The sequence below is a fragment of the Camelimonas sp. ID_303_24 genome (assembly GCF_053543495.1).
On the sequence record NZ_JBLLJM010000013.1, the window covers coordinates 75,291 to 97,733 of the forward strand.

General features: G+C 68.1%; 19 protein-coding genes and 1 tRNA gene. 10 read left to right on the forward strand and 10 right to left on the reverse strand.

The window, feature by feature from the left end; all coding sequences use genetic code 11:
- Window positions 1-305 precede the first annotated feature (305 nt).
- Window positions 306-809 carry an Hsp20 family protein gene (locus tag ACERNI_RS12935; protein ID WP_448833695.1) on the reverse strand — a complete coding sequence of 168 codons (504 nt, stop codon included), beginning with the start codon at window positions 807-809 and terminating at the stop codon, window positions 306-308.
- A gap of 158 nt (window positions 810-967) precedes the next feature.
- Here ACERNI_RS12935 and ACERNI_RS12940 point away from each other — a divergent pair, with 158 nt between their 5' ends.
- Window positions 968-1,996 carry an alpha/beta fold hydrolase gene (locus tag ACERNI_RS12940; protein WP_448833696.1) on the forward strand — a complete coding sequence of 343 codons (1,029 nt, stop codon included), beginning with the start codon at window positions 968-970 and terminating at the stop codon, window positions 1,994-1,996.
- A gap of 57 nt (window positions 1,997-2,053) precedes the next feature.
- Here the strand turns inward: ACERNI_RS12940 and ACERNI_RS12945 are convergent, their stop codons facing one another.
- The 3 genes from ACERNI_RS12945 to ACERNI_RS12955 all read right to left on the reverse strand — a co-directional run bounded on the left by ACERNI_RS12945 (window position 2,054) and on the right by ACERNI_RS12955 (window position 4,455).
- Window positions 2,054-2,491 carry an HIT family protein gene (locus ACERNI_RS12945; RefSeq protein WP_448833697.1) on the reverse strand — a complete coding sequence of 146 codons (438 nt, stop codon included), beginning with the start codon at window positions 2,489-2,491 and terminating at the stop codon, window positions 2,054-2,056.
- An 80-nt stretch (window positions 2,492-2,571) separates the two neighbouring features.
- The gene (hisN, locus tag ACERNI_RS12950; protein ID WP_448833800.1) at window positions 2,572-3,360 is read right to left on the reverse strand and encodes a histidinol-phosphatase; all 789 of its coding nucleotides are present in this window, start codon (window positions 3,358-3,360) and stop codon (window positions 2,572-2,574) included.
- A gap of 204 nt (window positions 3,361-3,564) precedes the next feature.
- Window positions 3,565-4,455: an N-formylglutamate amidohydrolase gene (locus ACERNI_RS12955; protein ID WP_448833698.1), complete on the reverse strand. Its 891-nt coding sequence runs from the start codon at window positions 4,453-4,455 to the stop codon at window positions 3,565-3,567.
- 449 nt (window positions 4,456-4,904) lie between these two features.
- On the opposite strand from ACERNI_RS12955, the gene cpdR reads away from it, so the two are divergent.
- The 4 genes from cpdR (at window position 4,905) to ACERNI_RS12975 (ending at window position 6,752) form a co-directional block, all read left to right on the forward strand.
- Window positions 4,905-5,267, forward strand: a complete 363-nt coding sequence (gene cpdR / locus ACERNI_RS12960; RefSeq protein WP_132007805.1) for a cell cycle two-component system response regulator CpdR — start codon at window positions 4,905-4,907, stop codon at window positions 5,265-5,267.
- A 248-nt stretch (window positions 5,268-5,515) separates the two neighbouring features.
- A tRNA-Val gene (locus ACERNI_RS12965) sits at window positions 5,516-5,590 on the forward strand.
- A 145-nt stretch (window positions 5,591-5,735) separates the two neighbouring features.
- Entirely contained in the window at window positions 5,736-5,861 is a 126-nt protein-coding gene (gene ykgO, locus ACERNI_RS12970; protein WP_448833699.1) for a type B 50S ribosomal protein L36, read from the forward strand.
- Window positions 5,862-6,122: 261 nt separating this feature from the next.
- Window positions 6,123-6,752 (forward strand): tetratricopeptide repeat protein, encoded by a 630-nt coding sequence (locus tag ACERNI_RS12975; RefSeq protein ID WP_448833700.1) that lies wholly within the window; start codon window positions 6,123-6,125, stop codon window positions 6,750-6,752.
- Between the two features lie 329 nt (window positions 6,753-7,081).
- Here the strand turns inward: ACERNI_RS12975 and pyk are convergent, their stop codons facing one another.
- On the reverse strand, window positions 7,082-8,530 hold the full coding sequence (pyk, locus tag ACERNI_RS12980) for a pyruvate kinase (RefSeq protein WP_448833701.1): 1,449 nt from the start codon (window positions 8,528-8,530) through the stop codon (window positions 7,082-7,084).
- Window positions 8,527-8,952, reverse strand: coding sequence for a DUF1036 domain-containing protein (locus tag ACERNI_RS12985; RefSeq protein ID WP_448833801.1), 426 nt, complete (start codon window positions 8,950-8,952; stop codon window positions 8,527-8,529). The genes pyk and ACERNI_RS12985 overlap by 4 nt, the downstream gene beginning before the upstream one ends.
- A 527-nt stretch (window positions 8,953-9,479) precedes the next feature.
- On the opposite strand from ACERNI_RS12985, the gene ACERNI_RS12990 reads away from it, so the two are divergent.
- A complete protein-coding gene (locus ACERNI_RS12990) occupies window positions 9,480-9,746 on the forward strand; it encodes a DUF2312 domain-containing protein (protein WP_132007796.1) in 267 nt (88 codons plus the stop codon).
- 182 nt (window positions 9,747-9,928) lie between these two features.
- Here ACERNI_RS12990 and ACERNI_RS12995 read toward each other — a convergent pair whose 3' ends face one another.
- From ACERNI_RS12995 to ACERNI_RS13005, 3 genes are all read right to left on the reverse strand, one after another.
- Window positions 9,929-11,758 (reverse strand): DUF882 domain-containing protein, encoded by a 1,830-nt coding sequence (locus ACERNI_RS12995; protein ID WP_448833702.1) that lies wholly within the window; start codon window positions 11,756-11,758, stop codon window positions 9,929-9,931.
- A 451-nt stretch (window positions 11,759-12,209) separates the two neighbouring features.
- Window positions 12,210-14,588 (reverse strand): L,D-transpeptidase family protein, encoded by a 2,379-nt coding sequence (locus ACERNI_RS13000; RefSeq protein WP_448833703.1) that lies wholly within the window; start codon window positions 14,586-14,588, stop codon window positions 12,210-12,212.
- Between the two features lie 154 nt (window positions 14,589-14,742).
- Window positions 14,743-16,404 carry a sigma 54-interacting transcriptional regulator gene (locus tag ACERNI_RS13005; RefSeq protein ID WP_448833704.1) on the reverse strand — a complete coding sequence of 554 codons (1,662 nt, stop codon included), beginning with the start codon at window positions 16,402-16,404 and terminating at the stop codon, window positions 14,743-14,745.
- Window positions 16,405-16,833: 429 nt separating this feature from the next.
- On the opposite strand from ACERNI_RS13005, the gene ACERNI_RS13010 reads away from it, so the two are divergent.
- From ACERNI_RS13010 to ACERNI_RS13025, 4 genes are all read left to right on the forward strand, one after another.
- Complete coding sequence (locus ACERNI_RS13010; RefSeq protein ID WP_448833705.1) at window positions 16,834-18,690, forward strand: M3 family oligoendopeptidase; 1,857 nt, start codon at window positions 16,834-16,836, stop codon at window positions 18,688-18,690.
- A 61-nt stretch (window positions 18,691-18,751) separates the two neighbouring features.
- Window positions 18,752-19,165: a RidA family protein gene (locus ACERNI_RS13015; protein WP_448833706.1), complete on the forward strand. Its 414-nt coding sequence runs from the start codon at window positions 18,752-18,754 to the stop codon at window positions 19,163-19,165.
- 88 nt (window positions 19,166-19,253) lie between these two features.
- On the forward strand, window positions 19,254-20,579 hold the full coding sequence (locus ACERNI_RS13020) for an ABC1 kinase family protein (RefSeq protein ID WP_448833802.1): 1,326 nt from the start codon (window positions 19,254-19,256) through the stop codon (window positions 20,577-20,579).
- Between the two features lie 122 nt (window positions 20,580-20,701).
- Window positions 20,702-20,857, forward strand: a complete 156-nt coding sequence (locus tag ACERNI_RS13025) for an aa3-type cytochrome c oxidase subunit IV (protein WP_448833707.1) — start codon at window positions 20,702-20,704, stop codon at window positions 20,855-20,857.
- 211 nt (window positions 20,858-21,068) lie between these two features.
- Here the strand turns inward: ACERNI_RS13025 and ACERNI_RS13030 are convergent, their stop codons facing one another.
- Entirely contained in the window at window positions 21,069-21,902 is an 834-nt protein-coding gene (locus tag ACERNI_RS13030; RefSeq protein ID WP_448833708.1) for a tetratricopeptide repeat protein, read from the reverse strand.
- Window positions 21,903-22,443 lie beyond the last annotated feature (541 nt).

The following is a 22,443-nucleotide window of genomic DNA, read 5'->3' on the forward strand; positions in this document are numbered from 1 at the left end:
CGGTCAGGCCACGCGTGCGTCAGCGATCCGCTCGGTGCGGATGGTAGTTTCCAGGCTTTTTCGCTCAGCCGCGTTCATAGCTTCGCCGATCTGCCTCGCCAAAGGAGCGCCTGCTGCGCCCGATAATGGACAGTAGCACTGTCCTAAACGCACTTTGGCAGATTTCCAGACTACACACAAGATATGTGGGGCGAAGAATGTCAGCACAAGTTTTGTGCAGACAAATACAAAAAAAGGCGCCCCGGAACCGGGGCGCCCGACAGCCAGAGCCACGCAGGCTCCAGGCAGAACTGGCAAATGGCGGATCAGTGCGCCGCGCGCGGCGTTTTGCCGGCTTCCGCGCCTGCCTGCAGGCTGGGGCTCAGGTCGCGCGCCGGGCTGCCGCTGGCGGCGATCGGGATCATGCGCGGCTTCTTGGCTTCCGGGATCTCGCGGACCAGTTCAACATGAAGCAGGCCGTTGTCGAGCCGGGCGCCGGTCACCAGCACATGGTCGGCCACCTGGAATTTCCGCTCGAAAGCGCGCGCCGCGATCCCCTGATGCAGGAATTCCGTGCGGGCGTCGGCGGCGGGCGGCGCCTTCTCGCCGCGAACCGTCAGGGTATTTTCCTTCAGTTCAAGCGACAGCTCGTCCGTGGTGAAGCCGGCGACGGCGATGGTGATGCGGTAGGCGTTCTCGCCAGTCCGCTCAATATTGTACGGCGGATAGCCCGAGACGCCGTCAACGGCGGCGAGCTTGTCGAGCATGTTGAACACGCCGTCAAAACCAACGGTCGAGCGATAAAGCGGGGAGAGATCGAAGTGTCGCATGGCATATCCTCCTGTGAGCGACATGCAGTCCGCCTCGTTTGAGCGCGGACAGGCAGGGATTGCACAGCCACTGTGGCCTGCGCTCCCTTCAGTTCGGCGCCCAATGGCGGTATTTCAAGTAGTGTTGACAACATGGTTGCGCCGGGGGCGACGTTTTCATGGCTACCGAGGGATGGCGTTTTGCCGAAACCGCAGGTTATCGCCTGCCTGATGGCCACGAGGCGCTCAGCGTCATCACCAGGGATGGCAAGACCTTGCGGGCGGTCCGCTGGCCGGCCCGTCTCGACCCGCATCGGATGCCGGCTCCCCAGGGCACCATCTGCCTGATGCAGGGGCGCGCCGAGTTCATCGAGAAATACGCCGAAACCATCGAGGACCTGCTGCGCCGTGGCTTCGCCGTGGTGACCTTCGACTGGCGCGGCCAGGGACTGTCGGATCGCGACCTGCCTAACCGCTCGAAGGGGCACGTGGCGGATTTTCATCTGTACAGGAACGATCTGGAGGCGGTTGTCGCCCAGGCGGTGCCGGACTACTGGCCGCGCCCGCTGTTCGGGTTGGCCCATTCCATGGGCGGCGCCATCTTGCTCCAGGCGCTGGCTCATGGCTTCACCCGTTTCGCCCGGGTGACGCTGAGCGCGCCGATGGTCGATATTGCCCTGCCCGTGGCGCCGGGCGCGGCGCGCGGCCTCGCCCGCGCCCTGAGCATGGCGGGGCTGGCGCGGGCGTGGATTCCTGGCGGCGGCGCCCAGTCGATTTCCATGAAGCCGTTCGAGGGCAACCCGCTGACCGGCGACGCCGGGCGTTACGCCCGCAACGCCGCCTTGCTGGCGGCGGCGCGCGAGGCCGGGCTGGACATTGGCATTGGCGATCCCACCGTGGGCTGGCTGAACGCCGCTTTCCGTTGCATCGCCGACATGGCGACGCCGGATTTCACCCGCGCCATCGCCACGCCGGTGCTGATTGTCGCCGCCGGCGCCGATCGCATCGTTTCCACCCCGGCGGTCGAGCGGCTGGCGCTGCGGTTGAAAACCGGGCGGGCGATCGTGCTGCCGGAGGCGCGGCACGAAATTCTGATGGAGCGCGATGACATTCGCGCCGCCTTCTTCGCGGCTTTCGACGCCTTCATTCCCGGAAGCGCCGCCGAGTTCGCGCCGCAGTCCCTCGGCGTGGAAGGCGGCGCAGCCTGAGCCGGCGGCGGCGCGCGTCGCGCAACCTGATGCGTGGGAGGTCCCGCCTCCGCAGGATCAGGCCGGATGGAGCGCGGTCTTGAGCTTTTCGCCAGCGGCGCGCAATTCCTCCGGGGTGGCGCGCGGCGTGGGGCGGAACGTCAGCTCTTCCTCGGCGATGTAACGCCGTGAGGTGAGGTCGGTGGTCTCGTGCATCGGCACCACATGGGCGTGGACGTGCGGCACGTCCACGCCGGTGAACAGGAAGCCGGCGCGCGCCACCCCGTACAGCGCCTTTTGGGCGCGGGCGATCTTCTGCCCCATGGCCACAATCTCGGCGGCCAGTTCCGGCGGCATGTCGTCGAAGAACGGGTAATGCTGGCGCGGGACGATCAGCGTGTGCCCCTCGCGCACGGGCTGGATGTCGAGGAAGGCGACAAGATTTTCGCTTTCGCAGACGATCTGGGCCGGAATGGTTCCAGCGGTGATGGCGCAGAAAAGGCAGCCGGTGCTCACGGGCGGTTTCCCCTGTTTTTACTGGTTGGAAGTATTGTTTCTGGAGGTCTGTTGCCTGGTTTGACGCCTGGCGGCCGCAGTCAGGCGGCGCCGGCCAGCAGCCGCATGGCCGCCGCGTGGATGGCAGGATCGCCGGCGGCGATGATCTGCCCGCCCTGGGTGGCCGGCTGGCCGTCCCAGGTGGTGACCACGCCGCCAGCGCCCTGGATGATGGGAACCAGCGGCGCGATGTCGCACGGCTTCAGGCCTGCTTCTATGACCAGGTCGATGTGGCCGGCGGCGAGCAGGCAATAGGCGTAGCAATCCGCCCCATAGCGGGTGAGGCGCACGGCGTCGCGCACCCGGCCGAAGGCTTCCGCGTCTGTGGCGCTGAACAGGTGCGGCGAGGTGGAGGACAGGGTTGCTTCCGCCAGCGAGGCGCAGCGGCGGGTGCGGATCACCCTGGTCGCGGCGCCACGCTGATAGCGGCTCTGGCCGCAGTCGCCGTAGAACTTCTCGCCGATGAACGGCTGGCACATCATGCCATAGACCGGCGCGCCGTTGCGCTTCAGGCCGATCAGCGTCCCCCACAGCGGCAGGCCGCTGATGAAGGCCGAGGTGCCGTCGATGGGGTCGAGCACCCAGACGTATTCGGACGAGGAGCCCTCGTCGCCATATTCCTCGCCCTCGATGCCATGGGCCGGAAACGTCTGGCGGATGCGGGCGCGCATCGCCGCCTCGGCGGCGCGATCAGCCTCGGTCACCGGATCGAAGGCGCCATGGCCGGCCTTGTTCTCCATGGTCATGGCCGAACGGAAAAATGGCGCGATGGTGCGGGCCGACAGATCGGCGAGGTCGTTCACGAACGCGGCGAAATCAATGGCCGTCACGATGCTGTCTTTCTCCCCCGGCGCCGGCGTTGGGTCGCGCCGGCCGGCGCGCTGCAACGTGGTCTTCTGACAGCCGCGCTCCATGGCGATCCGGCCCCGGGCGGGCAGGTCCTGCGCATGCGGCTGCGCCAGCGCCATTCATGCCATAGCGGTGATGAAATTGCGATGTCAGGCGTCTGGGGGCCGGGCGTCTGGAACTGGCGGCTACTCGGCGGCGAGCCGCTGCGTTGGCAGGCTGGCGGTGAGCATGGGCAGGAAGCTGGCGAACACCCCCAGCAGATTGCGGCTGAACCTGGCCCAGCCAGGCCCGGGCTCGATGCGCTGCTCATCCATGTAGAGCGAGCGGTTGATCTCGATCTGCACCGCATGGCGGCCGGCCAGCGGCGCGCCATAATGCTCGGTGATGAAGCCGCCGGCATAGGGGGCGTTGCGGGTGACGCGATAGCCGGCGTCAGCAAAGCCCTGCTCCAGGGCATCCATGATCGCCGGGGCGCAACTGGAGCCATAGCGGTCGCCCAGCACGATGTCCGGCGTGCCGCCGAGACGGCGCGGCGTGCTGGTGGACGGCATGGAGTGACAATCGACCAGCACCGCGACGCCGAACTGCCGCTGGGTGCGGGCAAGCAGCCGGCGCAGGGCGCGGTGGTAGGGTTTGTACAGGGTGTCGATGCGATGCAGGGCGGCTTCAGGCGGCAGGCGTTCGCGCCAGATGTTGCGCCCTTCCGCCACCACGCGCGGGATGGTGCCGAGGCCGCCGGCGACGCGCGGCGAGCGGGTGTTGGCCCAGGCCGGCAGCGGCGCGCTGAACATCGCTGGGTCCAGCTCCCATGGCTCCCGGTTCAGATCGAGAAAGGCGCGGGGAAAACAGGCGTGCAGCAGCGGCGCGCCCAGCGACACCGCTGGCGCCGCGAGCAGATCGACAAACGCATCCTCCGAACGTCGCAGCTCCAGCGCATCGAGCTGGCTGGCGGCGATGAACTCCGGCGGATAGTCGCGGCCTGAATGGGGCGCGTTGAACACCACGGGCGCGACTTGCAGCAAGGGTTCCGTGACCACGAACGGGGGATCGAATACGGGCTCCGTTTCAAGGGGCATGCATCAGGTCCTGCAGGCGGCGGCCGGGCCGGAAAACGGCTTGAACCGGAAAACGGCGTTAATATGGGCGACGCGGCCCCGCAGGACCGCCTGGCCGGGGATCTGGCGGCCATTCGGGCGGGGCGGCGGCGCGCCGGCATCTTGTCGCCGCCATAGTGGACTGCAGTCGCGCCGGCTTGTCCATAGAGCTTTTTCCGGAAGCGCTCATGCCGCGCGGCATGGGGAGCGCGCGCCGGTTCGGGGCGAACAGCCAAACCGCAGGGTCGCTCCGGGCGCGTCGCGCTCCGGGGCGGGATGGTTCTTTGGGATGGCCGTTCGCATGGCCCGCTCTGGAGGCCGTCGCGGGGCGCGCGCAGTGGGCGTTTTTGCGGCGGCGCCGAAAATTCACCGCTTCTTTACGACGATGTGGTTAAAACCTGCAGCGAGACAATGGGCGACATGTGATCCCGATGATGAACAAGATCCTGCTGGCTGAAGACGACAACGACATGCGTCGCTTCCTGGTCAAGGCGCTGGAAAACGCCGGCTATGAAGTTGCGTCATTCGACAACGGTCTTTCGGCATACAACCGGCTGCGCGAGGAGCCGTTCGAACTTCTGCTGACCGATATCGTCATGCCCGAGATGGACGGCATCGAGCTGGCGCGCCGCGCCACCGAGCTCGATCCCGATCTCAAGGTCATGTTCATCACCGGCTTTGCCGCCGTGGCGCTGAACGCGGATTCGCAGGCGCCGCGCGACGCCCGGGTGCTCTCCAAGCCGTTCCACCTGCGCGATCTGGTGGCCGAGGTGGAGAAGATGCTGGCGGCGTGAATTTCCTGGCCGCGCAGTTTTCCGGGACGTTTTCCTGGCAGTTTTCCCTGGCGATATGAAGTTATCAACACGGGGGGTGTTGCCAGCGGTCCGGGGAGGGGCTATTAGCCCACTCACTTGCTGAGCGCCCGGCTCCGCAAGGCTCCAGCAGGCGGGATCGTCGCAAGGCGGGCCACAGGCTGGTGATAAAAATTCCTTTCCGGATGACTTGTCATGGTCTCTCTTTTGAGGCAGACAGCGACGGAAATGGGCGCGTAGCTCAGCGGGAGAGCACTACGTTGACATCGTAGGGGTCACAGGTTCAATCCCTGTCGCGCCCACCATTTCATTAAAGCACTGTGAGGCCGCAACCGGCCGCCGGGGCTTTGAACCCAGTCAGACGTGTTTCATGGTTCGCGACGCAAGGCGCTTTCTGTGAAATGCGCCAACCGGCGAGGCGGTTGCGTCGCGCCATACAGGAACCGGAACATGAAGGTCCGCAATTCTCTGAAGGCCCTGCTCGGCCGCCATCGCGACAACCAGCTCGTTCGTCGCAAGGGCCGCGTCTTCATCATCAACAAGACCCAGAAGCGCTACAAGGTCCGTCAGGGCTGATTGGCCGCCGCAGGCAAGCCCGTCAGGGCAAAGCCGGCGCGCCAGATACGCTTTCATGACGCCCGCGCCCCGCGCGGGCGTTTTTTGTTGCCCGCCGCAGTCTGGTTCTTCCCTGGCCGGCTTTCGCGCGCCATGGTCCCTGCCGCCCCGCTTGCGTCTTCCCTGTTTACGTCTGCCCGGCCTCATCCGGGCGGCGTGGGCCTCGCGGAGAGATGGCGGCGTTGCTTGAACGGCTTCCGGGCGCTGGCGTATGATCGGCCCATGACCCTGCGATCCCGCGTTTCCCCATTTCACGTCGCTCCATGCGCCATCATGCTGGCCTGCGTCCTGCTGGCTGGCGGTGCGCCAGTGGCCAGGGCTGCCGGTGACGGCGCCGGCGCCACGGCCGGGAAGGCCGCGCCGCGCCCCGACGGCGACCAGGTTGACCGCCTGTTCGAACGCCTCGGCAAAATTACCGACGAGGAGGAGGGCGCGGGCGTGGCGCGCCGCATCGAGGAGCAGTGGCTGCGCTCGGGCAGCGCCACGGCCGACCTGCTGATGCGGCGGGCCGTGGTGGCGACGCTGGGCGGCGATCATGCCCTGGGGGTGGAGCTGTTGGACCGGGTAATCGTGCTGCGCCCTGGCTGGGCCGAGGCCTGGAACCGCCGCGCCGCCCTGTTCACCCTGTTGGGCGATGACCAGCGGGCCGCCGTCGACCTGCAGCGCGCCCTGACGCTGGAGCCGCGCCACTATCAGGCGCTGGCCGCGCTCGGCGTGATTTTCAGCCGCAATGAGGACAGCCGCAACGCCCTGAAGGCCTGGCGCCGGTCACTGGCGCTGAATCCGTTCCAGCCAGAACTGAAGCAGCGCGTCGACCGGCTGGCGCCGGACGTGGACGGGCGCGATCTGTAGCCGCTTCGGCGCCGCAACGATTGTCGGGACGGATCTTGGCAGCCCATGGCCGGGCAGTGTGGCCTGGCCATGGGAACGTCTGCTTTGAGCGACTTCTGGTCGGTCGGACGATGCCGTCTGACCGGAAAGCGCCATGGCATGGGCGCCGCCGGCATGATGGGCGCCGCCGGCATGCCGGACCGCGACGACGCTGACGCCCCCGCCACCGGCAAAGCCCGGATCAACGCGCCACATTTCCTTGCGGGAAACGCCTGTCCTTGCATGAAGAGCCTTGTCCTTGCAGGAAGCCCTTGTCCTTGCAGGAAGCGCCTGGCGCCGCCTGGAGAGCGTCAGGCCGCGCCCTTGCCGGTGGAGCCGATGAAGGCCATGCGCAGCATGTTGGTGGCGCCGGGGGAGCCGAAGGGCACGCCGGCGACAATCAGCACCCGGTCCGCCGGGGCGGCGAAGCCTTCCGAACAGGCGAGGGCGCAGGCGCGCTCGGTCATATCGTCCACGTCATGGGCGTCTTCAGTCACCACCGCGTGCACGCCCCACGCCACCGCCAGGCGGCGGGCGGTGGTGTGGCGCGGCGTCAGGGCGATCATAGGCGTTTGCGGCCGCTCGCGGGCGATGCGCAGGCCGGTGGCGCCGGAAGCCGTCCACGCCACAATGGTGCGGATGTCCACCGTTTCGGAGATGGTGCGGGCCGCGGCGGCAATGGCGTCGGCGCCAGTGGATTCCGGCTGGGTGCGCTGCGCCGTGATGATGGTGCGGAAGTTGGGGTCGCTTTCCACCTGCTCGCCGATGCGGTTCATGGTCGAGACGGCCTCAACCGGGAACTGGCCGGCGGCGCTCTCCGCCGACAGCATCACCGCGTCGGCGCCCTCGAACACGGCCGTGGCCACGTCCGATACCTCGGCGCGGGTCGGCACCGGCGAACTGATCATGGATTCCAGCATCTGCGTGGCCACGACCACCGGCTTGCCGAGGCGGCGGCCCATGCGGGTGATCTGCTTCTGGATGCCGGGCACCTGCTCCAGCGGCATTTCCACGCCGAGGTCGCCGCGCGCCACCATGACGCCGTCAGCCAGCTCGAAAATCTCGTCAAGGCGGGTCACCGCCTGCGGCTTCTCGATCTTGGCCATCACCAGGGCGCGGCCGCGCGCCGTCTTCTTGACGTCGGCCACGTCCTCGGGGCGCTGCACGAACGACACGGCGATCCAGTCGACGCCGCATTCCAGCGCCGCATCGAGATCCGAGCGGTCCTTGTCGGTGAGGGCCGAGACCGGAATGGTGGTGTCCGGCAGGCTGACGCCCTTGCGGTTGGACACGGTTCCCGGCACGACGACCGTGGTGGCGACAGCCGTCTTCTGCTTCGTGCGCTTCACGCCGGTGACCACCAGCTCGACCTTGCCGTCATCAACCAGGATGCGGTGGCCGACGTCGAGCGCGTCGAGAATTTCCGGGTGGGGCAGCTTGACCCGGTCGACATTGCCGGGCGCGTCGCTGTTGTCCAGCGTGAAGGCCGCGCCCCGGTCCAGATTGACCTTGTCGCCGGCGAAAACGCCGAGGCGCAGCTTGGGGCCCTGCAGGTCGGCGAGGATGCCGATGGGGCGGCCAACGCGCGCTTCCACGGCGCGAATGTCGTTGACGCGCTCACGCAAGGCGTCGCGGGAGGTGTGGCTCATGTTGATGCGGAACATGTCCGCGCCCGCGCGGAACAGCGCCTCGATCCTGTCTGCGGTGGAAGAAGCCGGGCCTAATGTGGCGACAACCTTGACCCGTCGCATACGTCTCATCTGGAATTCTCCGGCGTCCTTGGCGTGTCGGTCAGCTGGATGGTCCAGCTCTTCTGCTCTCCGGTGTCCACCTCGAAGAAGCCATTGCGGTCATAGCCCCGCGCCAGGCAGTTCTCGACGCCGCGAATGGAAAATTCGCGGTCGCGGGTGCACATGAAGGCCTTGCCGGACCACTCGCCGCCGCGGTCATAATCGACCGCATATATATAGTAAAAGCGGGCGGCGAGCGCACCGCGCAGCAGGGTTTCACAACCTTTCGCGCCGAGATTCCACCACCCTTCGGTGATCCATCCCTGCGCGTCGCGATACCCCAGCGCCACGCCGATGCGGCTGCCCGTCATGTTGCACATGCGCAGGTCCGCCCGGGCGGCGCCGGATGTCAGCGCCAGCGCGCCCCCCGTCACAGCCAGACACAGCGCCATGCGGGCGCCCGCGCGAATGGCTTTTGCCGGAAGACCTGGCGACGACATTGCAAACGGCTCCACGCTGAAACCTGACAGGAAAAAGGGACGGCGAAATGACAACCGGAGCGGAAGACTCCGCAGGCTGGAGGGCAAGGCGCAAGCTGCGCCAGGGCGGCGGCGAATATGTGGCGCCTGGCATGCTCCCGGAAAACGGGCGTTTGATGCCGGCGGGACGAATCGCCTGCTCGCATCATGCCTTTCGGGCGGCTGCGCGGCCAGACTGAAGTTGCGTCGTCGCGGCGCCATGACAGCGCCTGCTTTTTCCGGGAGGGGAGGCCGGCGGCGAAGTCGCCCCGGAGGACGTAGCCCTGGAGCTTGCCCGTTTCGGGGGGCGCCGTGATTAACGGATTCGATTTATTTGGCGCAGTATATAACCGCGTCATCACCTGGCCGGGCGCGCTCCCGGCCCGACGGCGTTTCTGGCGCCTGGCCTGCCAGCTGGCGCGCCGGCCCCGCCGTCACCCAGACAAGGAAACCGGACACCCATGAGCAATCCCGGCATGGCCGACGTCGCCGACTCCGGCGTCGCCGCAGACGAGCTGAAGCAGTTCATCGAGCGCCTCGAACGGCTTGAGGAAGAGAAGGCGGGCATCGCCGGCGACATCAAGGAAGTGTTCGCCGAGCTGAAGGGGCGGGGCTTCGACGCCAAGGCCGTGCGCCAGATCCTGCGCATCCGCAAGAAGGACCAGGCGGAGCGCCAGGAAGAGGAAGCCATCCTGGAGCTCTATCTTCAGGCGCTCGGCATGGCGTGAGCCCACGGCTTCCCGGAAACATGGCCATAAACTTCGTCATGAGATTTTCCGGGAGCGCAGGGTCCCCGTGACGCGTGCTCCGGCGCTTGCGCTGGCTGCAGCAAAAAAACCCTGGCCGGTTGGCCAGGGTTTTTTTGTTCGGAGCGCAGCTTGCGGAATTTGCGTCTCGCCGCCGCGCGGGGTCAGTCGACCTTTCGCCGCGCCAGCAGGGCCCGCGCGAATGCGGCGCCCGTGTCATCCTTGTCCGCCTCACTGGAGAAGGTGGTGTCGGAGTAGGCGTTGGCGATGCGATCCGGCAGGTTGCCGCCGGTCTTTTCCGGTTTGCGGGGGGGCGTGGCGGCCGCCGTTTCAGGCTGGCGCCGGGTTTCCGTCGCCGGCGCGTTGCGGGCCGCGGGCTGCTTCTTTTCAGCCTTTCCGGAAGGGCGTTCAGAGGCGCCTGCCCTGGGAGCTGCCGCTGCGCCGCGCAACTCCATGGGGCGCTGCGGCGGCAACGGCGACAGGGCCGAAGTCGTCTCGGGCGACGCGGCGTAGGCGAGCGCGTCGCTTGCCACGGCCGGTTTGCGCCGTCCTGAAGTAATGGCGGCCACGGCGCGCGCTTCGGGCGATGGCCCGGCAAGATCGGCGGGGCGTGCTGGCGGCAATGGCGCGGAGGCGACAGCGGCTGGCGCCGCGTCATCCGTCGCCACGGCCGGGGCTTCAGGCGCGCTGTCCTGCGCGTCGTCCTGGGCCGTGTTCTCTCCGGTTCCCGCCACGTTTCCAAGCCCCCTGGGGCGAACCGGCGGCAGCGGCGCCATGGCGGCGTCGATGGTGTTGGCGGCCACGGCGTCGGTGCTGAGCGCGGCGGTGGCCATATTGAGTTCCGGATCGTCCGGGCGGCGTGGCGGCAGCGGTACGATGCCCATCTGCGGGCTGGCTTCCGGCTGGCCGTCGTCGTCAGGCCGCATGGCGGCCAGCGAGGCAGGATCCTGCGGGCGCGAGGCCGGCACGGGCGCCATCTCGGCGATGCGGCTCGGCTGTGGCTCCAGCGGCGGCAGGCGATCGGCGGAAGGCGGCGGCGGCGCCGCCACGGCGACCTGCTGGGCCTGCTGCTGTTTGCCGCCGCCAAAGAAGCCAAGCAGGCCGGCGTCGCCAGTCGTCTGGTTGCCTTCAGCCCAGGCCACCTGCTGGGCTGTGGCTGCGGCCTCCTTCGCGGTGCGCGGCTTGTAAGGCGGCGCGACGGCGATCGCCTTCTGCTCGGCGACGTCCTCGCCTTCATCGGAGCCGCCGCCAAACAGCTTGGCCCAGAAACCCTTCTTCGACGTGTTTTCCTGCGCCGCGTAGGCCGTGGCTCCCGCTACCGAGCCGCCCCGGGCGAGAATCTCGGCTTTCGCCAGTTCATAGCGCGCCATCGGCCGGCCATTCGCCGGAATGTGGACGGTCTTGCCATCCGGGAAAATGCTGGCCAGCTGCTCGTAGGACAGGCGCGGCCACGCCCGCACCGAGCCCACGTCCAGGTGCACAAACGGATTGTATGACGATGGATAATAGCCGACGCCGCCGCGCTGCAGACGCACGGCCGCGGCGCGGATGCGGGCCGCCGGCACGTCCGGCAGGTAGAAGTCCATCGCCTTGCCGAGCATGTGCTGGCTATGTTCGGCAACGCGGCCGGAGCGGCGGCGCAACATGGCGTTGGTGGCCGGCGCGCGATAGGCCGAGAGCACATGGATCGTCTCGCGCGAACCAAGCTCGCGATGCACCTCCCACACCAGGTCGAACAGGCGCGGGTCCATGTTGGTGGGCTCTTCGCGCCGCCAGTCGCGCAGGAACCAGTTGAGCTGCTTCAGCGCCGCCCGGTCATAGGAGCCGAAGCGCTTGAAGGTGACGGAGATCGTTTCCTTGGTGTGGGCGTAATACAGGGTAAGGGTGCGGGTATCGCCGTTGGCGATGGCGTTCTGGGTTTCGGAGGCGCCCGTGAGCGTTGCCCCCGCCAGTGCGATGGCGCCGAGGCCCAGCCTGAATCCACTCCTGTCCACAAGGCCGCTGATCCGCCGCCAGACGCTGCCAGCGATGGACAGGCTGGCCGCGCGGGTGGCCACAGGACGGAAAGGAAATTGGAGCCGTGGCAACGACAAGCTGGTTCACCCCTGATGGATGGCCGGCAGGCGCGATCCGCGCCGCATGCCGGCCATAACCGGCCATATAACCAGCCCCCTGGGCCAGCTGACTGTTCTTGCGCCGGGCAGGGAAGCCGCCGGCACAATTGTGTATTCCTGCGCCAGACTTTTCGACCAGAAGCCTTAACGCGAGGTTAGCCTGCTTCGCCGTTTCCCGCCATAAACCTGAGCGGATGTGATGCATTTTTTGGCAATCAATTGATGTAACGGCATTTTTTGGGGCGCCCTCCCGTGTGACGCCTGTGTGTCATTTCCGGACGGGCGGCTGGCGCCCGATTGCCGCATGGCTCTGGCGGGGCGGCGGATCCGGTCAGCGGTGCGTCTGGCTGAGGACCGTCTGCATGCGGCGGTCCAGCCCATAGATATCCTCGCGGGCATGCAATTTGCCGGCCCCATCCACCGACGCCGTGAAATAGGCGAGGTGAATCGGCAGCGGCTCCTGCAGGCGCACCGTGCGCTCGCCGCGGCCGATCATCTTCTTGATTCGCGTCTGCGGCCATTGCGGCCCCAGCACCAGTTCCGCGAAGCGCAGCGGATCGTCGACCCGCACGCAGCCATGGCTGAACGCGCGCCTGTCCCGGCCGAACAGGGCGCGCGAGGGCGTGTCGTGCAGATAGACGGCGTGATCGTTGGGGAACATGAACTTGATGTGGCCGAGGGCGTTGCGCTCGCCCGGCGGCTGGCGCACGTGGATGCTGTTGCCGCGCCGCACCACCTCGTAGCCGCGCCGGGCCGCATAGTTCGGGTCGCGGGCCAGCCCTGGCAGGAACTCCTTTTTCAGGATCGACGGCGGCACGTTCCAGTACGGATTGACCACGGCGTATTGCATCGTGTCCGAGAACACCGGCGTCGGCGTTTCCGCCTTGCCGACCACCACGCGCGCCTCATGCGTCATGTGACCGTCGCGCACGACGCGCATCCGGTATTCCGGAATGTTCACAAAGATATAGTTGGGACCCAGATCGCGCGGCAGCCAGCGCCAGCGCTCCATGTTGACGACAAGGGCTGTCTCATCCTGGGCGGCGGGCACGCGATCTCCGGCCATGGCCACCACGGTCTGCCGGGTGAGGACGCCGGTGGGCTTCAGGCCGCGCTGGCGCTGGAATTCCGCCACCGCCGTCGCCAGGGCTCCGTCGTACAGCACGTCCTCGGACGGCGTCAGGCCAAGGCGGCTGCGCACCAGCGAGACGCGCGGATCGCTCATGCCGACGCGCAACGCCGGGCCTTCGGGGACCCGCGCCACGGGCGGCTCTGGCGGGCGGGCCGCGCGCAGTTCGATCAGCTTGCCGCGCAGGGCGACATAGCCGGGGTGTTTCGGATTGTAATCGCCGAGCAGCGCGTCGGCGTCGGCGCTTTTCCCCGCGTCGGCCAGACGGTTCAGCACCGAGGCCGCGCCGGGCAAATCCAGCTTCGGCGTGATCAGCCGCGACAGGCGCGGCAGGTCGATGCGGCCGCCGGAGGCGTCGCGGGCGTATTTCACCGCATTGACCGACTGGCGGATTTCCGCCGCGGCGAGCACGTCTGGCGTAGCGCCGACCGTGGGCAGATCCGCGGCGGGGTAGTCAGCCGGCTCCATGCCTTCTTCCCAGGCATGCTCCAGCTTGCCCTGCACGGCGCGTGCGGCGGCCGTCCACTGGCCGCGTTCGATCCACAGGGGGGCGGTGCGCTCCGCATAGAATTTGCGCAATTCCGCCTGCTGGGCGGCGTCGAGGCGGCTGCCGGCGAAGGCCGCCGGCGTTTCGAGCAGGGCGCGGGCCCGCTCGAGAAGGGAAGCAGCCTGGAGCGCGCTGGCGTCGACTTCGGGTGGCGGCGGAAGTTCGGGGAAGGCGGATCCACCCTGCGGGATCGACGCTGCTTGCCCAGGCTCCACAGGTCTGGCGCCGCCGGGTGCGCCGGCAGGCGCCGGGTCGGCTGGCGCCGCGACAGCGGGGCGCATGGCGTCGTTTGCCCTCGGCGTTTCGCCCGGAAGGGGGGATGCGGGAGCCGCCTGGTCGCGGGCGGCGTCCATTGACGGGGCAGGGCTGATGGAAGCGGTGATGTCGCCGCCTGCCGCCGCCGCGCCAGCCTGTGCGCCCGTCTGGGCCTGGTCTGGCGTTTGCGCGTGGGGAAGGAGCGCCTGGGCAGAGGGCGCCTGGGCAGAGGGCGTCTGGACAAGCGGCGGCGTCGGCGGCTCATGGTACAGGGTGATGATCTGCTGCGACCTGTCCGTCCGAAGGGTCTGCTGCATGTCGTCATCGCTGACGTCGTCAGCGCCGTCGTCTGGCGCGTCCGTGCGGGGCTGCTCCTGATCGTAGCCCCGGTCCCCGTCGTCGTCGCGACGCGCGTCGGGATGATCTGGCGCCGCACCCCGCCGGTCGTCCTGGTCCCGCCGGCCGTCCTGCCCGCGCTCTTCCTGCCCGCGCTCTTCCGGCTCCGACTGTTCGGGCTCCTGGTTCTGGAAGTCCTGTTCCGGGGCCTCCTGTTCCGGGGGCCCCTGTTCCTGAAAATCCCGCCCCTGGGGCTCCTGTCCTCTCCAATCCCTCGCATCGTCGTCGCTGGACTGCGCATCCTGCGAATCCATGGACCATGGCTGGGCCACATCCGGCCGCATGGGCCGGGAATAGGGTTGTGCTCCGGCGACGCCGCTCACCGCCAGCGCCGTGGCAAGGGCAAAAACGCTCAGTATCGACCTGTCAGCGCGCAGCGTCATGCCAGCTCGGCTCCCCAAACCTTGTGTATCCATGCGCCGCTTTGGTCTGGCGCCGTCCCGACGATGTTTCAGTCCGGCGAATTGATGCTGATTCGCCTGGCAATACGTAAATCAGGCATGCGTCAGATCACCCCGGCGCACCTGTCGGATACGTTCAGGATCGTTGGGCGGCCGCGCCTTCCGGCCAGCTTCTGGCCGCGTCACAATTCGCCAGCGCGTCCCGCTCCGGCATCATGTCCAGATCCTTCAGCTTCCGGTAGAGTGTGGAGCGGCCAATCCCCAGGCGACGGGACACCTCGGACATCTGGCCGCGATAGTGGCGCACCGCGAAGCGGATGACGCCAGCCTCGATCTCCGCCAGCGGTCGCAGATCGCCCTGGCCGTCAAAAATATCCAGAATGTCGTGAAGCTGGCCGCCAGTACCTGGGGAGGCTCCAGGCGGGAGCGCGCCGCCGTCGGTCGCCATGTCCGCCGACATGTCCTCTGTCAGCCAGAAGCCGGCGTCGCCGGCCAGCGCGTCCGTGGGGCGCGGCGGCGCCACGTGGTCGGCGGTGATGACGGGGCCAGACGCCGCATGGGCGGCGCGCAGCACCCGCGCCCGCAACTGGCTGGCGTTGCCTGGCCAGGCGTCGGATTGCAGCCGCTGCAAGGCGGCGTCGCTGAAAGCCTCGGGAAAATCCCGCTGCAGCGGCGCGGCGCGCCCGGCGCGCAGGCGCTCCAGCATGGCCTGGGCCATGCCCGGAATATCCTCCGGCCGCAGGGCCAGCGGCGTCAGGGTCAGCGGCGCGACCGACAGCAGATAATACAGGTCCTCGCGAAACCGGCCCTCGCGCACCAGGTCAATCAGCGGCTGGCGCGAGCCGGCGAAAATGCGCAGCGGCGATGCAGCGGTCACGCGGCCGTGGCGGGCGCCGCGTCGGCGCAGCAATTCCGCCAGCGCCGCCTGGGCGGGCGCCGGCCAGCGATCGACATTGCGCAGATACAGCGACCCGCCAGCCTCGTCATTGATCAGGCCGCGCTCCACGTCGACGCCCATGGCGGCGATGGCGGCGTCGAGACCCGCGCGCAGCATGGGCGCATCGAGCTGGCGCAGCGGGCGCTGGCGGCGCATGCCGGCGGCGTGCAGCGCCCGGATCAGGGTGAATTTTCCGGAGCCCCGCGCGCCTTCCACCAGCACCGGCAGTCCGGTGCGCAGGGCGCGCCGGCCCTGGGCGGACGCCCGGGCCATGGTTTCGCCAGCGGCGGCGAGATCGTCCAGCGACAGTTCGGCGCGACGTTCGCCGCGCCGGCCGCCGGGCGCATCGCCCTGGGCGTTTTGCAACCGCTCCAGCAGGCTGCGCATCTGGCGCTCGGGCGTGACGCCAGCCAGAAATTCAACGCCGGCGTCCTGTAGAACCGCCACGTCGAACGGCGATTGCGGTGGGGCGGCCAGCAGCGGCGCGCTGACGCCCAGCGTCCGCAAAATTTCGAGCAGATCGAGCACCGGCGCCGCCTCGTCGCCGTCGGCCGCGACCACGGCCCTGAGGCCGCCCGGCTGTCCGGCGGAACTGTTCTGCGCGGCAAGGATGTTCTGTACCGCCGCGAGGCCGGGGGCGACCCAAACGACCACGCGCTCCTGGGCGGCGAGGGTCGCGAGTGCGGCGCGCAACTGCCGGTCCGGCTGTCCGTCGCAAACCACCAGCACCATGTCGTCGCCGGGCGCACCCACCGGCAGCCGGGCGTGCGCCGGATTTGTCAGGGAAGCCGGATTCGCCAGCTCACCTGAAAACCGTTCGCCGCAGATGGGCGGCGCGCTGTTGCTGGGCTGTGTCGCCATGACCGGGATCGCCATTCGCGGCTGTCGCTTTCATGCTCCGGGCGAAACTCCGGTCAGGCTGGCCGGAGTTTTGCCCTGTCCTTCTGTCCGCGTTCGCGCGCAGGACCGGGGGACCGGCTGCGCAATTGTGCCGACGGACTGTCGGATGTGTCGTTACGGGGCATGCTGGCGCACAACGGTAAAGTCCGTGTTAACGCTGTCGGCAGATTTCCCGGATTGCCGGCGGAATATGTCGCGCGCCGCTTCCTGGCGGTTGCGCCGCAGCGCCGGCGCCTGCGCCGGCCGGCCGCCGGGTCCGGCTCTGGCGGTTTTCCAAAGATTCCGTCGCCGTGCGCCAGCGCATTGCCACATGGCGTTGGCATCGCCACCTTAGGGGCGCAGCCGCCGGTTCGCTGGCTGCATGTCCTGGAAGAGATCTGGAGAGTGTTGATGTCGCGCGCCGTTTCAGTGACGAGCAGTTTGTCCGTCGCCCGCAGCCCCGAAAAGGTCGGGGCCGGGGTGGCGCCGGAACTGGGCGACCTGCCGCGCTGGGACCTCTCGGCGCTGTATCCGGGGATGGATTCGGACGCCTTCAAGGCTGATTTCGACAGTATCGAAGGGCGCTGCGCCGATTTCGCCGACGCCTGGCGCGGGCGCATCGCCGCGCTGGCCGGCGAGGCTGGCGGCCCTGGCGAGCTGGACAGGGCGATCCGCGCCTTCGAAGCGATTTCCGAAACGCTTGGCCGCATCATGTCCTATGCCGGGCTGATCTATTTCGGCGACACCTCGGCCCCGGCCCACGCCAAATTCTATGGCGACGCCCAGGAGCGCGCCACTGCGGCCAGCGCCCATCTGCTGTTCTTCCAGCTGGAGCTGAACCGCCTCGACGACGCGGCCTGGGGGCATTTGCGCAACAGCCAGGAACTGGCGCACTGGCGCCCGTGGCTGGACGACATGCGCAAGGAGAAGCCCTACGAGCTGTCAGACGACGTGGAGCGGCTGTTTCACGAAAAATCGGTGACCGGCGTCAGCGCCTGGAACCGCCTGTTCGACGAGACCATCGCGGCCCTGCGTTTCGAGATCGATGGCGCCAGCCTGTCGATCGAGCCGACCCTGAACCTGCTGCAGGACGCCGACCCTGAAAAGCGCAAGGCCGCCGCGGCGGCGCTGGGCAAGGTGTTCTCCGACAATATCCGCACCTTCACGCTGATCACCAACACCCTGGCCAAGGACAAGGACATCTCCGACCGCTGGCGCGGTTTCAGCGACGTGGCCGACGCCCGCCATCTGGCCAACCGGGTGGAGCGCGAGGTGGTGGACGCCATGGTGAGCGCCGTGCGCGACGCCTATCCACGCCTGTCGCACCGCTACTACCGCCTGAAGGCGCGCTGGTTCGGCAAGGAGCAGCTCGACTATTGGGATCGCAATGCGCCATTGCCAAAATCAGCGCAGCGCACCATCCGCTGGGATGAGGCGCGCGATACGGTGCTGTCGGCCTATGGCGAATTCACCCCTGAGATGGAGCGCATCGCCCGCCGTTTCTTCGACGAGAACTGGATCGACGCGCCAGTGCGGCCTGGCAAGGCGCCCGGCGCCTTCGCCCACCCGACGGTGCCCTCGGCCCATCCCTATGTGATGCTGAATTATCTCGGCAAGCCGCGCGACGTGATGACCCTGGCGCACGAGCTGGGCCATGGCGTGCACCAGGTGCTGGCCGCCCGCCAGGGCGCGCTGATGGCCCCGACGCCGCTGACCCTGGCGGAAACCGCCTCGGTATTCGGCGAGATGCTCACCTTCCGCCGCATGCTCGACGCCGCGCCGCCGCAGGAGCGCAAGGTCATGCTCGCCGCCAAGGTGGAGGACATGATCAATACGGTGGTGCGCCAGATCGCCTTCTACAGCTTTGAGCGCAAGGTGCATGAGGCGCGCCGCCAGGGCGAACTGACCAGCGAGCAACTCGCGACCTTCTGGCTGGAGGTGCAGGCGGAGAGCCTTGGCCCGGCGATCCGGCTTGGCGACGACTACGGCGCCTGGTGGGCCTACATCCCGCACTTCATCCATTCGCCGTTCTATGTCTACGCTTACGCCTTCGGCGACTGCCTGGTGAACTCGCTCTACGGCGTCTACCAGAACGCCCGCGAAGGCTTTGCCGAACGGTACCTGGAGATGCTGGCGGCCGGCGGCACCAGGCACCATTCGGAGCTGCTGGCCCCCTTCGGCCTCAACGCCGCCGATCCGGCGTTCTGGCAGATTGGTCTTGGCATGATCGAGGGCTTCATTGCCGAACTCGAAAGCCTGCCGGACTGACGCCAAGCCCAACGGGCCTGCCGCAGACCGTTCAAAACTGAAAAAATACGGGAGGAAATCTATGTCGGATATTGGATTCACGGCAATTCTGCCGGAAGGCTGGCCGCGTCCGCGTGGTTACGCCCAGGGCGTGGTGACCACGGGTGGTCGCGCATTGCGCGTCGCCGGCCAGACCGGCGTGGCGCCAGGGGCGCATCATGTGGCGGCGGATGCGGATTTCGGCGCGCAATTCACCCAGGCCCTGGCCAATGTGGTGGCGGTGGTGCAGGCGGCTGGCGGCAGGGCGGAGCATATCGTCTCGCTGCGCGCGTATCTGACGCAAATTGGCGACTTCAACGCCCATGGCGCGGCGGTTGGCGCGGCCTGGGGCGCCTCGCTGGGCCGGCACTTCCCGGCCATGACCATCGTCGGCGTGACGGCGCTGCTTGATCCGGCCGCGAGCGTGGAGATCGAGGCGGAAGCCGTGTTGCCCTGAGGCGGGGTGACAGAAAGGGCCCCGGTTTATGGAAAGGACCAGCGTGAGCGGCGAGCAGGACAGGGAAGGCAACCGCTTCGGCGCCCGCATGGCGCGCTATGCCCGTGTTGGCGCCGGGCTTGGCGGGGCGGCGGCGCGCGTCGCCGGGGCGCGGCTGCGCGGCGGTGATCCGGCCGCTGAGGCTGCGGCGCTGGCCGCAGCGCTGGGTGGCCTGAAGGGGCCGTTGATGAAGGTGGCGCAACTGGTCGCCGCCATTCCCGATCTGGTTCCGCCGGAATATGCGGCGGAGTTCCAGAAGCTGCAGTCGCAGGCGCCGCCCATGGGACCGGCCTTCGTGCGCCGGCGCATGATGGCCGAGCTGGGCGCCGACTGGCGCGGGCGCTTCGCCAGTTTCGACCTCACCCCGGCGGCCGCCGCCTCCCTCGGCCAGGTGCACCGGGCCAGCAGCCCCGATGGCGAGGCTCTGGCGTGCAAACTGCAATATCCCGACATGCAATCGGCCGTCGCCGCCGATCTGAAGCAACTCGACGTGGCGCTGGCGCTGCACCGGCGCATGGGCGCGGCGATCGACACCCGCGACATCGCCGTGGAGCTGGCCGAACGTCTGCGGGAAGAGCTGGATTATCTCCGGGAGGCGAAGCATGTGGCGCTCTACAATCACATGCTCGCCGACGTGGCGGAGGTGCGCACGCCGCGCGTCCGGCCGGAGCTGTCGACCGGCCGGTTGCTGACCCTGACCTGGCTCGACGGCGGGCCGATGCTGGAGCGGCGCGATGAGGCACAGGCGATTCGCAACCGGCTGGCCGAGGCCATGTTTGCCGCCTGGTGGCGGCCCTTCGGCCGGTTCGGCGTCATCCACGGCGACCCGCATCCGGGCAATTACACCGTGTTCACCGGCGCGTCCGGCGAGCCGGAGGGCGTCAATCTGCTCGATTATGGCTGCGTCCGGGTGTTTTCGCCGCGTTTCGTCAGCGGCGTCGTCGCCCTGTACGAGGGCCTGCTGCATGACCGGCCGGATCAGGTCGCCCATGCCTATGAGACGTGGGGCTTCGCCAACCTCAACGCCGATGTGATCGCGGTGCTCAACGTCTGGGCGCGGTTCATCTACGGCCCGTTGCTCGACGATCGGGAGCGGACCATTGCAGATGGCGTCGCGCCCGGCGCCTATGGGCGGCGCGAGGCGTTCCAGGTGCACCAGGCGTTGCGACAGCTGGGGCCGCTCAGGATACCGCGCGAGTTCGTTTTCATGGACCGGGCGGCGGTGGGGCTGGGCGCGGTGTTTTTGCACCTCGACGCCCGGCTGAATTTTCACCGGATGTTCGCGGAAACCATTGCCGGCTTCACTCCGCAAGGGCTGGCCGAACGGCAGGGAGTGGCGCTGGCGCAGGCGGGGCTTGACCAGCCCGGAGCCTGAGACGCAACGGGCATTTGCCAGCGGCCCGCGCTTCGGCTAGATCAGCTTTGAGTTTTTGCGTCCGCCGCCGCGCGGACGGCCACACGACAACGAAACGCTCTCAATCGGGGAAAACCAGGAACATGGCGAACCATTCGAACGCCGTCACGACGGGCGGACATCCGGACATGGACTATCCGGCGCATGAGAACACCTATGAGGGCTTCCTCAAGGGTTCGAAGTGGGGCGTCGGCGCCATCATTCTCATTCTGGTGCTGATGGCCTGGTTCCTGCTCTGACGCGCAGGGCCCCGCCGCCATTCAGGCGGGGCGACCTTCCAGATAAAAAAGCCCGGCTCCATGTGGAGCCGGGCTTTTTTTCGAGGAGCCGGGCAGTTTGCTTGCGGCAAGGCGCGCCTGAAGCCTGCCGGGCCCTGACGGCGGTTTCCATCAGACCCTGGCGGATTTTGCAGCCCCCGGCGGATTTTGCAGGAGCCGACGGATTCCGGGGTCAGCCGCCGAGGCGGCGCAGGGCGGTGCGGGCCACCTCATTGTTCGGATCAATGCCGAGGGCGCTGTTGAACGAGCCGCGCGCCTCCTGGACATTGCCGAGCTTTTCCTGGGCGAGGCCACGGCCGGCCCAGGCGTCCGCCAGCTTGTTGTTGACGTTCAGCGCCGCGTTGAAATCCTCAAGCGCCTTGTCATTGTGACCCAGCGCCAGCTCGCTCTGGCCGCGCGCCGCGTAGGGGGCCGCCACGAACGGGTTGCGGTCGACGGCGGAGCTGAAGTCCTGCACTGCCTGGGCGTGGCTGCCCTGCCGCTGGTAAACGAGGCCGCGCGAATGCCGCGCCTCAGCCGACTCAGGGTTCAGGCGGATGGCGTTGTCGAGATCGGACAGGGCGCCGGTGAGATCGTTCTGGGCGCGGCGCAGATTGGCGCGGGCGATGTAGGCCGGCGCATAGTTCGGGTTGGCGGTGATGGCGCTGGAGAAGTCCTGCGCCGCTGCCTGGCTGTTGCCGGTCTGGCGATAGGCGAGGCCGCGATTGTTGTAGGCGGCCGCGTCATTGGGATCGAGACGGATGGCCTGGTTGAAGTCGTCCATCGCCTTGCGATAGTCGCCGGTGCGGGCGTAGGCCGTCCCACGCGTATTGTAGGCGCGGGCGTCGTTGGGATTGGCGCGGATCGCCTCGCTCAGCGAACCGATATTGGCGCCGGTCACCGCCGGGTCCTGGTTCACCACCTCGGCGATATTGGTCGAACGCTGCGGATTGACGGTTTCGCCGCAGGCCGCGAGGGCGAGCGCGAGCGCGACGGCGGACAGGGCCGCGGCGGCTGGTCTGGACATGGACAGTGGCACGGCGATCCCTCGACAGATACGGCAGGCGACGCTTGTCCTGCCGGCGATCAGACTGAACTCGGGTTCATTGTCCATGCAGCCAATCTGGGCGAGCATGTGGCGGACGCTGAACCAGGCGCCCGACAGGCGTGCTTTGTGGCGCGGCGTGACCGCGTCGCACACCGGTCCGGGACGGATTCTCCCAGCATATGACGGAACCTGGTTAACAAACGGCGCCGGAATGGCGGGCTGCAAAGGGGCTGGGCTGGCGGACTGCGCCGGCGGCGAAACGCCGGGCGCCGGGCGTTGCGGGCCCATATGCCTCACCGGATAGGCGAAGGCACGCATGCCCATCTGCTCTGGCCGCGCTCCTGGCGCACGCTTGGCGCCCCTCCGGGCGCTCTTTCGCCGGATGCTCTCTCAGGGTGCTCTTTCGGGGCGCTCTTTCGGGGCTTTTTCGCCGGGCGCGGGCGGGTTGTCTGCTCCAGACCGGGCCTGTTTCAGGTTGGCCCTGTTCCAGAAACGACAAACGGCCCCGTGGGGCCGTCAG

Coding starts and splice junctions, on each gene's coding strand:
- ACERNI_RS12935 (WP_448833695.1), bottom strand. CDS start 809: ATGCGACACTTCGATCTCTCCCCGCTTTATCGCTCGACCGTTGGTTTT.
- ACERNI_RS12940 (WP_448833696.1), top strand. CDS start 968: ATGGCTACCGAGGGATGGCGTTTTGCCGAAACCGCAGGTTATCGCCTG.
- ACERNI_RS12955 (WP_448833698.1), bottom strand. CDS start 4,455: ATGCCCCTTGAAACGGAGCCCGTATTCGATCCCCCGTTCGTGGTCACG.
- cpdR (WP_132007805.1), top strand. CDS start 4,905: ATGATGAACAAGATCCTGCTGGCTGAAGACGACAACGACATGCGTCGC.
- ykgO (WP_448833699.1), top strand. CDS start 5,736: ATGAAGGTCCGCAATTCTCTGAAGGCCCTGCTCGGCCGCCATCGCGAC.
- ACERNI_RS12975 (WP_448833700.1), top strand. CDS start 6,123: ATGACCCTGCGATCCCGCGTTTCCCCATTTCACGTCGCTCCATGCGCC.
- pyk (WP_448833701.1), bottom strand. CDS start 8,530: ATGAGACGTATGCGACGGGTCAAGGTTGTCGCCACATTAGGCCCGGCT.
- ACERNI_RS12985 (WP_448833801.1), bottom strand. CDS start 8,952: ATGGCGCTGTGTCTGGCTGTGACGGGGGGCGCGCTGGCGCTGACATCC.
- ACERNI_RS12990 (WP_132007796.1), top strand. CDS start 9,480: ATGAGCAATCCCGGCATGGCCGACGTCGCCGACTCCGGCGTCGCCGCA.
- ACERNI_RS13000 (WP_448833703.1), bottom strand. CDS start 14,588: ATGACGCTGCGCGCTGACAGGTCGATACTGAGCGTTTTTGCCCTTGCC.
- ACERNI_RS13005 (WP_448833704.1), bottom strand. CDS start 16,404: ATGGCGACACAGCCCAGCAACAGCGCGCCGCCCATCTGCGGCGAACGG.
- ACERNI_RS13010 (WP_448833705.1), top strand. CDS start 16,834: ATGTCGCGCGCCGTTTCAGTGACGAGCAGTTTGTCCGTCGCCCGCAGC.
- ACERNI_RS13015 (WP_448833706.1), top strand. CDS start 18,752: ATGTCGGATATTGGATTCACGGCAATTCTGCCGGAAGGCTGGCCGCGT.
- ACERNI_RS13020 (WP_448833802.1), top strand. CDS start 19,254: ATGGCGCGCTATGCCCGTGTTGGCGCCGGGCTTGGCGGGGCGGCGGCG.
- ACERNI_RS13025 (WP_448833707.1), top strand. CDS start 20,702: ATGGCGAACCATTCGAACGCCGTCACGACGGGCGGACATCCGGACATG.
- ACERNI_RS13030 (WP_448833708.1), bottom strand. CDS start 21,902: ATGTCCAGACCAGCCGCCGCGGCCCTGTCCGCCGTCGCGCTCGCGCTC.